Consider the following 10,725-nt stretch of genomic DNA (forward strand, 5'->3'; position numbering starts at 1 on the left):
GGTACGCCCGGCATGGGCGGTCCCTATAGGGTGAAAGTCCCGAACGGGGGTTGGCGACACACCTACCGTTAGCCAAGAGCAAGGGTGTCCATTGTGAGGTGGAATCTGAAGGAAGCTGGCGGCAAACTCTCGACCCGAGGTACACGAATCGCATTCGAGGCTGTCACAGTCGGATGAGTTGTCCAAACACAACGAAGTCCGAAGTCGCCAAGGGCTGTGGCAGTAGATGCGGCGGGTGCATGAGAGGAAAGGGGCCGTTCTTATCCGGGGAGGCCTGTCCGATACGCCGGTAGAGCCGGTAACCGTCGTCGAGAGGCGGCGCTGAACGGACAGGAGTCAGCAGAGGCCATAGTACGTGGGCGGGCGCTCGTCTGCGGAAGGGCCGAACATGAAACGAGGATGGACTGGATGCGTTCACACGACGAGCGACGACAGCAGAATACCCCGCAAGGGGCCTCCACCCGGAGGGTAGTGGTGAAGCCGCGAGAGGCCGGGATTGGAGGGCCGAGTTCGTCGTTGGCACAAGTGCAGACCCCATCCTGCGAAGAGAGGGACTCCCTGCTGGAGAAGATGCTGGAGCGGGAGAACCTGCTTCAGGCACTTCGCAGAGTCGAGGCGAACAAGGGAGCGCCAGGGGTGGATGGCGTGACGGTAGCCCAACTACGGTCGTACATCCAGACCCACTGGGCTGACATGCGTCAGCAGCTGCTCGCGGGGACCTACAAACCGCAACCCGTCAGGTGGGTCGAAATTCCGAAACCCGGAGGCGGGGTGCGGGGACTGGGAATCCCCACCGTGATCGACCGACTCATCCAGCAGGCACTGCTCCAGGTATTGAACCCGATTTTCGACCCGGAGTTCTCCGAGAACAGATTCGGATTCCGGCCGGGGCGGAGCGCCCATGACGCGGTGCGCAGGGCACAGCAATACATTCAGCTGGGTTACCGGTGGGCAGTGGACCTGGATCTGGCGAAGTTCTTTGACCGAGTTAACCACGACAAGCTCATGGCGCGCGTGGCGCGAAAGGTCAAGGACAAGCGGGTCCTCAAGCTCATCCGGGCCTACCTGAACGCAGGCATCATGGCGGACGGGGTGGTGATACGCAACGAGGAAGGGACACCGCAAGGCGGCCCCCTCAGCCCGCTGCTCGCCAACATCATGCTGGACGACTTCGACAAGGAGCTGGAGAAGCGAGGGCATCGGTTTGTCCGCTACGCGGACGACTGTGCGCCACGAAGGCGACGAGCTAGATGATAGCTCGAAGGCCATGCCGAAGATGAGGGCAGGCCCCTCGAAGCCGCCATGCAGGTGGAGGCTTCAAACCACCGTAAGCTGCTGTGGACAAAAGCCATGGTAGTGAGCGTTACGGAAAAGGCGAGGCCAGACCTCGTCAGGTGCGTGCCGATGGAGACGAACACCAGTGAACCGCTGATAACGTGTCGAAAGCGTAAGGATGTCATCAAAACCGGGAGGTAGTCGTTAGCCCGGGATCAGTCTGAAGGAAACCTGCTTACTGTCCAGGCGGTGACCGGCATGAAGGCGGCGTGAACGCGGCACAGGCTTCGATTCGGAACGTGGGAACCTGCACTTCGATGCGAAGGAAAAAACTCCAAGCGGAGGACCCGCAAGGACGAAAGTACCGATGCGAGGTGTAGGGGCGGAACAACCCGTAGTAGTGACGAAGCTTCGTAATGGAAGTGGAGCGAAGGGGTTGTGTTATCCAGTTTTGTGCAGAGGTCAACCGCAAGGGAGGAACCAATGGACAAAACAAAGCCGTACAAAATCTCCAAATATGTGGTGCTTGAAGCGTTCCGACGAGTGAAAGCAAACCGGGGCGCGGCTGGGGTGGACGAGGAAAGCCTAGGGCAGTTCGAGGCCGATTTGAAGAACAACCTCTACAAGATTTGGAACCGGATGTCCTCCGGCAGCTACTTTCCTCCCCCAGTCAAGGCGGTGGAAATACCCAAGAAAAACGGAGGAACAAGGATTCTTGGCGTACCCACGGTGGCCGACCGCGTCGCACAAATGGTCGTGAAGGTGTACTTCGAGCCCAAAGTGGAGCCGTACTTCCATGAGGATTCCTATGGCTATCGACCAGGGAAGTCGGCCGCAGACGCGCTTGCGGTCACCCGGCAAAGATGTTGGCGATATGACTGGGTACTGGAGTTTGACATCAAGGGGCTGTTTGACAACATTGACCACGAGTTGCTGATGAAGGCTGTTCGCAAACACACGGATAACCCATGGGTGATTCTGTACATGGAAAGATGGCTGAAGGCACCGTTTCAGTTGTCGGATGGGACCGTGGTGGAGCGAACGAAGGGCACGCCGCAAGGCGGAGTCATCAGCCCGGTGCTGGCCAACCTGTTTCTTCATTACGCGTTTGACAAATGGATGGACAAGAACCATCCGGACAAGCCGTTTGCTCGGTACGCTGATGATGCTGTTGCACACGGCCACAGTCTGGAAGGTGCTCAGAAGCTTCGCGCCAGCTTGGAAGAACGGTTCAAGGAATGTGGACTTGAACTCCATCCGACCAAAACGCGCATCGTCTACTGCAAAGATGACGACCGACGTGGGGATTACCCGGAAACGAAATTTGATTTCCTGGGCTACACGTTTCGACCGCGAAGGTCCAAGAACAGATATGGCAAGCATTTCATCAACTTCACCCCAGCGGTAAGCAACAAGGCGAAGAAGGCCATGCGACAGACGATTCACGACTGGCGCATGCATCTGAAGCCGGACAAGACCCTTGAGGATCTGTCCAGGATGTTCAATCCCGTCATCAGGGGCTGGATCCAATACTATGGGCGCTTCTACAAATCGGAACTGTACTGTGTGCTCAGGCACATGAACCGAGCTTTGGTTCGCTGGGTACGACGCAAATACAAGAAGTTTGCCGGCCACCAGCGGCGGGCGACACACTGGCTCGGGAAAATCGCCAGGCGCGAACCGAAACTGTTCGTGCATTGGCAAATGGGGATTTTACCTTAGGCTGGATAACGGGAGCCGGATGAGCCGAGAGGTTCACGTCCGGTTCTGCGAGGGCCTCGGGGTGAAACTCCCCGGGGCTACTCACCGCAATGTCTACGTGAAGTCGCGTCGGGCGGGAGAGCGAGTGATGGCGTCACTGACCAGATACCTGGAGGGGACACTGAACCTGCAGGTCAACCAGGAGAAGAGTGCGGCAGACCGGCCGTGGAAGTTGAGGTTTCTCGGATTCAGCTTCCGGTCCGACAAGCTGGCCACGATACGCCTGGCACCGAAGACGATAGAACGGTTCAAAGAACGGGTGCGCCAGATCACCAGCCGCTCACGGAGCATGCCCATCGCGGAGCGCATCAGGCAATTGAACGCGTACATCATGGGATGGGTGGCGTACTACCGGATGGCAGAGATGAAGGGGCGCTGCGAACGGTTCGATGAATGGATTCGGCGCAGGCTGCGAATGTGCATATGGAAGCAATGGAAACGAGTGCGCACGCGGTATCGGGAGTTACGCGCGTTAAGGCAACCGGAGTGGGTGGTCCACATGACAGCCAACTCACGCCGAGGGCCGTGGTTCATGGCGAGGATGCTGAACCAAGCCATGGACAAAACGTACTTTGAGCAACTGGGGCTGCGCAGTCTTCAGGCGAGATACCTTACGCTTCGTGGAGTTTCATGAACCGCCGTATGCGGACCCGCACGTACGGTGGTGTGAGAGGACGGGGGCTAGGCGCCCCCTCCTACTCGATCCTTCTCTCTTCCTCCCGGGGAAAAGCCCCTACTGAAACTTTACACGCTCCCTGCCAAGGTGGCGCGAAATGTGGACTTCATTATCATTACCACTATTTTTTCGTTTCGTGATCATACCCATAGAAATATATTATTAATAACGAAAAATGATAAAGATAGAATAGTTGAAAAAACATATTGAATATGGTTAAATGAAAGTAGTCTAACGGATCCGATGGGAAGTGTCCAAGAGTCACCGAACTGAACGTGCAAGACTTTTCGGATTGAGTGTCCAAATACTCCGGAATACACACATGGAGGTATTTCGACAACATTGTCATGTTATGCCTTCAATGGCATGTCAACAGGCCACGTGAAATTGAACTTGAATATAGAATCTGAATCCTACTTTAACTGACCTGCAATTTGTTTACCGCTATGAAACAAGATTCCGTGGAGTGATATTTGTGAGGATACTTTGGGCAACTTTACCGTTGATTCTTCTAATGGTGGCAGCAGTGTTAATAAAATACATGAACGCGCAAGAATGGATGAAGATATCCGTAATATCTTTGACGATAATCTATGGCTTTATTTACTCTAGAATTATCAGAAATATAGGTAAACGTTAGTCGACCCGAGCGGTATAAACATGTAATTATTTACATTACATGTTTATATAATTCCATCGAAAGGAGGGGACGTTCATGCTTCTGTTGGCACTTGTTGCGGGGACACTTGGAGTGTCTCAAGCAGTCGCTACCACTGTGGTGTCGATCGTTTTAACTGGTTCGACGTTGATCACAATCATTCTTGGAATTACCGCAATTTTGTCTGGCGGTGTTGACGTAATTCTTGAGATGGGTTGGTCTGCGTTTGTAGCAACTATCAGAGAAATTGCTACTACAAGGGGAACCGCCGCAGCTATTGGTTGGTGATGTCACGAGCCATTAATCGGCAAGGGGGGAAGATCCCTCCTTGCCGACATGGTGTTCTGTTTGACTGACTTTGGAGATGATGGATCATGCTTGCGAGAATGAATTTGATAATGCTGTTCTACAGGAACCTATCCGCTCAGCGGACTGCACTGGTTCAAAAGAAGATGCAAATAGACCATACCAGCGCTCTAATACTCATTGAATCCTTCAAGGTGTTTTTGTCATGTCTGGTGATTGCGCTACTCTATAAGGGTCTTCATTCCATCAGTCCCACGGTATTTATACTGAGTCTATTCGTCCTCTATTTAATCAATACCTCCATGGTCTTGTTTGACTCAGTCGAGCGTATCAAGATGAAGTATAACTACGACTACTTGCGTCTTTCAAACACAAGCGACGACAAATTCTTTCGTGAAATCCTAGTATATAACTATGGTGTGCGACTGTTACTCTCGATGCCAACAACCATTCCGTTGGCAGTTTTTATCTCAATATTCGCAGGGATAGGGGGCGTCTCGGTCCTACTCTTAGTGAACTCTGTGATATTGTTTTTGTATACGTTGATTAAGGTGATACCTGGTGTGACCAAACAATGGGTCCAGTCAACGTTGCTCGTGAGTTCACGAATACTTCCATTTGCGATAGGATATTTGTTCATGTCTATCCTCGTAAAACTAATCTTGCTATCCAGATCTGAAATTCACATTTATGGATTCTCCATGAACTATATGCTTGCCATGAATCACAGAATTGATCAATCAGAAAATCTGGTACGTAAGTTAAACTTGCTTAACGTAATGTCGCAAATGATGGGTAGTTGGTTATGCATTGCTTGTGCAATCTTTGTTGCGCTCCTTGCGATGCTGCTTTTGCTCAATGTCAAGAGCAACTCAGTGCCAGTACAATACAAGCTCTATTCATGGTACGTGACTATTATTCAATCATTATTAAAAAATATGTCGAGTTCCGAGGCCTATAAATATAAAGACGTATGCTTGTTACTAAATACGGGACGCGAGTTAGACAAAGATCCGCTGGGGATATTTCTTCCCAGTGAGCTCTTTCTATTGGCGGGTGCGAACCTCGCGTTGTTACTATACATACACAATGTCTACGTATATTTATTCCTATTTCTTGTACAGATATATATGCTGGTAACGGGAGTATTGCGGACGTTATGTCACTTGTTTCCGGGTGTATTCAGGTTTGAAAGCGACTGTCATAATTGGATTCCCCTTCGCCTGTCTGAACGTCTGAATTTTTCAGATGTCCTTGCATCTAAATACATAATACTCAGAAGAATGGCTCTGTACCCCTGTGCGACGACTACAGTATTATTGATGATTGAATTTTCGGTCTACATGAGAACAGCAATCTTTGTGTTGCTACCGGATTTTATCATCATTGGCTTGCTATACAGTCCAATTGTCAAACGGATACTTCGCACAGACTATGAAGTGTTTTGTATACTTGCCTCAAGTGGGGAGGTAATGAACCTTTCCTCGGTTAAGGAATATTCTGGATATCAAGCTATATCCACGGCGAATAGTCTCTTTCACCGTGCGATTATGTATCTTACCGTACTCTCATCACTAGTATGCGCGTTCTTCGTGTTGATCAGGGGATTTCAGTGGCTCTGGTATGACCTAGCCTTCTCATTTGCGTTTGCTATTGTACTGTTGCTAAGTTCCCGATATTACACGAAGGAACGAAAGGTAATAGTAAAGGGGAGCTAAATTCTAATGGTGTTGAAGCGTATGATCACCGGGCACATCCGATATTTCTTAGTGTCTCTTGTAGTCTACTGTACCTTTTTCGCCGGCGGAGTAATTGTTTCGTTGAAAACCAAATTAACCATGCATCCCACTTCAATGGCGTTTTTTCCAACTTTGTTCCACAATTTGTTTGTAGGTATAATTTTGATAGCGGCTGGGTTGATTACCCTTGGAATTGCGAACACGCTGTACCTAGCATATAATGCGGCCATGCTAGGCGTGACCATAAAGGGAGTTGATAATTCCTATGGACTGCATCCAATAATAACTGGTGTATTGCCTCATTCAACTACAGAAATTCTCGCGATGCTTTTATGTTGCACGCTGGGTTATGAATCGCTGCGATTCATTAATATTGTAAGAACGAACGCGAAGCTGGGACAATCGGAGAAATTTCACGTTCAGGATTCCGTGTGGATTCTTGTAACTGCCATTGTTCTCTTTATCGTGTCGGCGCTCATCGAATCGACAATTTCCAAAGCATAGTCAACTTTGGGGTGAAATTATGGAACACAATCTTCTATCGGTACGTGAGCTTACCTATAGCTATGATGGTATAACGAAGGTGTTCGACAACTTTGAACTCGACATTTTTTCATCTGAAACTATCCAACTAATCGGCCTGAATGGTGTCGGGAAATCTACCTTGCTAAGAATACTTACGGGACTCATTAGTGATAGTAAACTTCGGTACAAAGCATATTACAAAGGCATCTCAACAAGCCTGGCCGAACTGCGTAACAAGATATCCTATGTCCCTGACAATCCGCAACTGTTCAACAAACTGACTTGTGAGGAGAACATACATTTCTTCCGTCTTCTGTGGAATAATGATAGCGACTATGAGAAAAGAGTGAGAGATATGTGTGACGCATTTGGGATCACTGAAATGCTCGGTAGGAAGGTTGATGAGTGCTCTCTTGGAACACAGCACAAGCTATTTTTATCTCTCAGTCTGAGCCGAAGGGCAGATATATACCTGATGGACGAGCCGTTCAACACACTTGATGTATCAAGTAGAGTTGTGTTAACTCAATGGATTCAATCGACTCGAGATTCATCTCATTTGATAGTATCACATGTGCAGCAGGAAGGGTTGGTATTTTCACGAGTTATTGAACTTCGTAACCCAGAGATAAGTCACTGTATAACGTCATTTAAAAGTGCAGAAAAACGTCACGTTCCTTTTTCCAGATCGGCAAGCACTTGACGTGGAGTGGCGGTAAGCGTCAAATCCCTCACACCTTGCACTTCTCCCGCCGTCGTGCGACGGTCCTAGACGGCAACAATCAGCCCCGCCAGGAAACCCAGCGGGGCGATTTCTCATGCTATCCTTTTTTCCCACGCCTCCGGATTGGTTCCGGCAGGCGATCCGGCCACGGGAGCAGCTCATCCATCGCTGCCCGGTCATCCGTTCGAATGTTGGGCAACCGCTCGAACAGGTATTCCAAGTACAGATACGGATTCAGCCCGTTCTCCTTGGCCGTCTCCACCAGGCTGTAGGCGATGGCATTCGCCCTTGCCCCGCGCGGCGTATTCGCGAACAGGAAGTTCTTGCGGCCTGTCACAAACGGCTTGATGGATCGCTCACTCCGGTTGTTGTCCAGCTCCAGGTTCCCGTCCTCCAGGAACACCACCAGCTTCGTCCACTGGTTCAGGCAATACGAAACCGCCTTGCCCAAGGCGCTCTTGGGCACCACCTGTCCACTCTGCTCCTGAAGCCATGCCAAAAACTCGTCAAGCACCGGTCGACTCAGCCTCTGCCGCCCGGCGTGACGTTCCTCTAGTGTCGCGTCCTTCAAACCACGTTCAATCTTAAACAGCCGGTTGCAATACTCCAGCCCCATCCTGGCCGCCGTCGGTTTTTTCCGTTCCGCTGTTGGCAACACCTTGAGTGCCTCGTCAAACTTTCGCCTCGCGTGTGCCCAGCACCCCACCAGGGTTACGTTCTCGATGTCGTGGTATCTGCTGTACCCGTCCACATGCAGGTACCCCTTGAATCCCCCGAGGAACCGCCTTGGATGCTCCCTCGAGCGGGTCTCCTGGTAGTCGAACAGGACGATGGGGGGGCCCATCCCGGCCGCTGCGGTACAGCCACATATACGAGTCCGATCCGGCTGCCCGCCCCGGCTCACGCAACACCTGGAGCGTCGTCTCGTCCGCGTGCAGGTACTTTCGTGAAAGCAGCTCCTCATGCAGCCGGTCATACACCAGGCTAAGCTACCGTGTCGCACCAAGCACTACCCAGTTGGCCAGGGTCTGCCGCGACAATGCCAGGCCCTTGCGGGCGAACTGCTGCTCCTGCCGGTACAGCGGCATCCCGTCCACGTACTTCTTGTCCATCACATGCGCCAGCATAGAAGCCGATGCAAGGCTTCCAGGGATCGGAGGCCTGGGCATCTGCGCCTTGGCCATGGGGGTTTCGGTTCCGTGCTTGTCACACGGCCGGCATGCGTATTTATACTGCACATGCTCGACCAACACCGTCTGCGCCGGGATGTGCTTGAGCTCGCGTCGGACCTCAACGCCCACTTCGTCCATGACTGCATTGCAGCATGAGCAGATACGCTCTTCCTCCGACAAGCGGTATTCAATCCGCTCCACAGGCAGATCTTCGAACATGGCCTCCCGCTGGCCCGGCTGTTTCTTGCGCCGCTGGTATGTGACCATCTCGACGGTGGGTTCCTCCGCCTCCGGTTGCGCCTCCGCCTCCGCCTCGTTGAACACCAGGTCGAGCCGAACCTGGTTCTCCATCGTCCGTTCGCTGGATTTCCCGAACTGCCGATGGCGGGCCAGGCGAAGCTGTTCCCACAGCAGCTTCACCTGCTTTTTCAGCTCCGCGTTTTCCCGCTCCAACGCTTCGTAGCACTCCTGCAGGGATTCCGGTTGGTGGGTGGTCACCGTCGTCGTGTTCATCATACAAGAGGATTTCGACACACCAGCCGAAATCCCTTGTCAGAAAGGCATCTTTCTCGATTGCTGGACCCTCACACCACCTTTTTGGCGGTGACTTTCGGGTGGGCCTTCTGTTGGGTCCGAGACAGTCCGTCCAACAGCCAGTTCAGTTCCCGCCGGCCAATGACGACGGTTTTGCCGGCACTGGTGTCAGGCCATTGAAACCGTCCACGCTCCAGGCGTCGGTAATACAGCCAGAAGCCGTTGTGCTCCCAGTACAGGATCTTCAGCTTATCCCGCTTTCGGTTACAAAAGGCGAACATGCACGGAGAAAACGGGTCCAGCTCGAAGGACTCCTGCACCAAGGCCGCCAAGCCGTCGATGGATTTGCGCATGTCCGTGCTGCCGCAGGCCAGGTACACACGCTGCTCCGATCCCAGGCTCAGCATAGGGCCGCCAATGTGTGCACGACGTCGCGCAGCAAGTCAGGGGGATATCCATCTTGCACCTCAATAACTGCCGGTCCAACACGTACGGACAGGGAGGTGTGCGCATCCTTGGCGATTTCCTGGACCTGCACCGGGATGAAACGGGGATGGGGTTTCGACGCCGACTGCTCCTGCGCTTGCGCTTTCAACTTGCCCACCCAATACCAGAGCTGGTGCTCCTTGATCTGGTGGGCAGCACACCACGCCGCGCCCGTTTGTCCGCTGGCCCGGAAGTCGGCCACACGGGCACGCCAAAGCTCACGAAGTTCTGCCAACTCGGCCTTTGTCACGATGATCCCTCCATGATTGGGTTCTGGGAAAATCATCTCGCAGACGAGGGCCCGGCGCTAGGTGTGTGCTATTTGACGCTCACACTGAACCGAACAAGCACCAGCAGAAAATCCCGAGTGCCCTGGGTGTGAAGCTGTAAAGTAGCCAGAATCGTTCATCCCAGAAAGGCTGAAATTCCTTGCTGGGACTCGGATTCTCGCCGTTCTCTTAGAGTGAACTTCCGTTTAAAGTATAAAAAAGGAACGATCCCCTGAAAAATCTCGTTCGGCGGCTTCAGTTGGAGAAGCGGAAGCTCAAACGACCACTCTTTCAGGGGCCACTAATTAGGTGAATCGGTTGCAGTCCTTCGCCCATGAGTCAGTTATCCGTGTTTCCTCTCGGTTCCGCATTCACCCAAACTACAACTCCCCACCTTGGTTTAAGTGGTCATTTAAAATACTCGGGATGTCGAGCAATCAGGCTCACGTGACCACACTTTGAACATACGAACGCAGTTACAGGAGAGACCTTACTGTCTCCATCTGTCGCGCTTTCTATCATGAGCAGTCCAAAACCCGCCTTAAGTCGTGCTTCAACGGTTTCACTCTGGCAAACGGGGCACACGTTCATTACCATCAC

Annotated in this window: 8 protein-coding genes and 2 pseudogenes; 6 read left to right on the forward strand and 4 right to left on the reverse strand. The window is 52.2% G+C overall.

Annotated elements, in window-relative coordinates; genetic code table 11:
- Window positions 1-408: 408 nt before the first annotated feature.
- The 6 genes and pseudogenes from ltrA (AK2_RS15805) to AK2_RS16700 all read left to right on the forward strand — a co-directional run.
- A pseudogene (ltrA, locus tag AK2_RS15805) lies at window positions 409-1,227 on the forward strand (group II intron reverse transcriptase/maturase); the annotation flags it as partial.
- Between the two features lie 531 nt (window positions 1,228-1,758).
- Window positions 1,759-2,997 carry a group II intron reverse transcriptase/maturase gene (gene ltrA / locus AK2_RS15810; RefSeq protein WP_067936919.1) on the forward strand — a complete coding sequence of 413 codons (1,239 nt, stop codon included), beginning with the start codon at window positions 1,759-1,761 and terminating at the stop codon, window positions 2,995-2,997.
- A 127-nt stretch (window positions 2,998-3,124) separates the two neighbouring features.
- On the forward strand, window positions 3,125-3,670 hold the full coding sequence (locus tag AK2_RS15815; protein WP_067936922.1) for a group II intron maturase-specific domain-containing protein: 546 nt from the start codon (window positions 3,125-3,127) through the stop codon (window positions 3,668-3,670).
- 757 nt (window positions 3,671-4,427) lie between these two features.
- Entirely contained in the window at window positions 4,428-4,658 is a 231-nt protein-coding gene (locus tag AK2_RS15820; RefSeq protein ID WP_067936925.1) for an uberolysin/carnocyclin family circular bacteriocin, read from the forward strand.
- Between the two features lie 1,742 nt (window positions 4,659-6,400).
- Window positions 6,401-6,919, forward strand: a complete 519-nt coding sequence (locus tag AK2_RS15830) for a stage II sporulation protein M (RefSeq protein WP_245632947.1) — start codon at window positions 6,401-6,403, stop codon at window positions 6,917-6,919.
- 19 nt (window positions 6,920-6,938) lie between these two features.
- Window positions 6,939-7,643, forward strand: a complete 705-nt coding sequence (locus tag AK2_RS16700) for an ABC transporter ATP-binding protein (RefSeq protein WP_083521303.1) — start codon at window positions 6,939-6,941, stop codon at window positions 7,641-7,643.
- A 118-nt stretch (window positions 7,644-7,761) separates the two neighbouring features.
- Here the strand turns inward: AK2_RS16700 and tnpC are convergent.
- From tnpC to AK2_RS17340, 4 genes and pseudogenes are all read right to left on the reverse strand, one after another.
- A pseudogene (tnpC, locus tag AK2_RS15835) lies at window positions 7,762-9,349 on the reverse strand (IS66 family transposase).
- 71 nt (window positions 9,350-9,420) lie between these two features.
- Window positions 9,421-9,777, reverse strand: coding sequence for an IS66 family insertion sequence element accessory protein TnpB (gene tnpB, locus AK2_RS15840; protein ID WP_067936930.1), 357 nt, complete (start codon window positions 9,775-9,777; stop codon window positions 9,421-9,423).
- Window positions 9,771-10,106 (reverse strand): IS66 family insertion sequence element accessory protein TnpA, encoded by a 336-nt coding sequence (gene tnpA, locus AK2_RS15845; RefSeq protein WP_245632948.1) that lies wholly within the window; start codon window positions 10,104-10,106, stop codon window positions 9,771-9,773. The genes tnpB and tnpA overlap by 7 nt, the downstream gene beginning before the upstream one ends.
- Before the next feature lie 427 nt (window positions 10,107-10,533).
- On the reverse strand, window positions 10,534-10,725 hold a 192-nt coding region (locus AK2_RS17340), incomplete at its 5' end, for a hypothetical protein (protein ID WP_217994721.1).

Origin of the sequence: Alicyclobacillus kakegawensis NBRC 103104 (assembly GCF_001552655.1) — a bacterium.
GTDB classification, from domain to species: domain Bacteria; phylum Bacillota; class Bacilli; order Alicyclobacillales; family Alicyclobacillaceae; genus Alicyclobacillus_G; species Alicyclobacillus_G kakegawensis.

Bases quoted from the DNA above. Each gene is read 5' to 3' on its own strand.
- ltrA (WP_067936919.1), top strand. From the start codon at position 1,759: ATGGACAAAACAAAGCCGTACAAAATCTCCAAATATGTGGTGCTTGAA.
- AK2_RS15815 (WP_067936922.1), top strand. From the start codon at position 3,125: ATGGCGTCACTGACCAGATACCTGGAGGGGACACTGAACCTGCAGGTC.
- AK2_RS15820 (WP_067936925.1), top strand. From the start codon at position 4,428: ATGCTTCTGTTGGCACTTGTTGCGGGGACACTTGGAGTGTCTCAAGCA.
- AK2_RS15830 (WP_245632947.1), top strand. From the start codon at position 6,401: ATGGTGTTGAAGCGTATGATCACCGGGCACATCCGATATTTCTTAGTG.
- AK2_RS16700 (WP_083521303.1), top strand. From the start codon at position 6,939: ATGGAACACAATCTTCTATCGGTACGTGAGCTTACCTATAGCTATGAT.
- tnpB (WP_067936930.1), bottom strand. From the start codon at position 9,777: ATGCTGAGCCTGGGATCGGAGCAGCGTGTGTACCTGGCCTGCGGCAGC.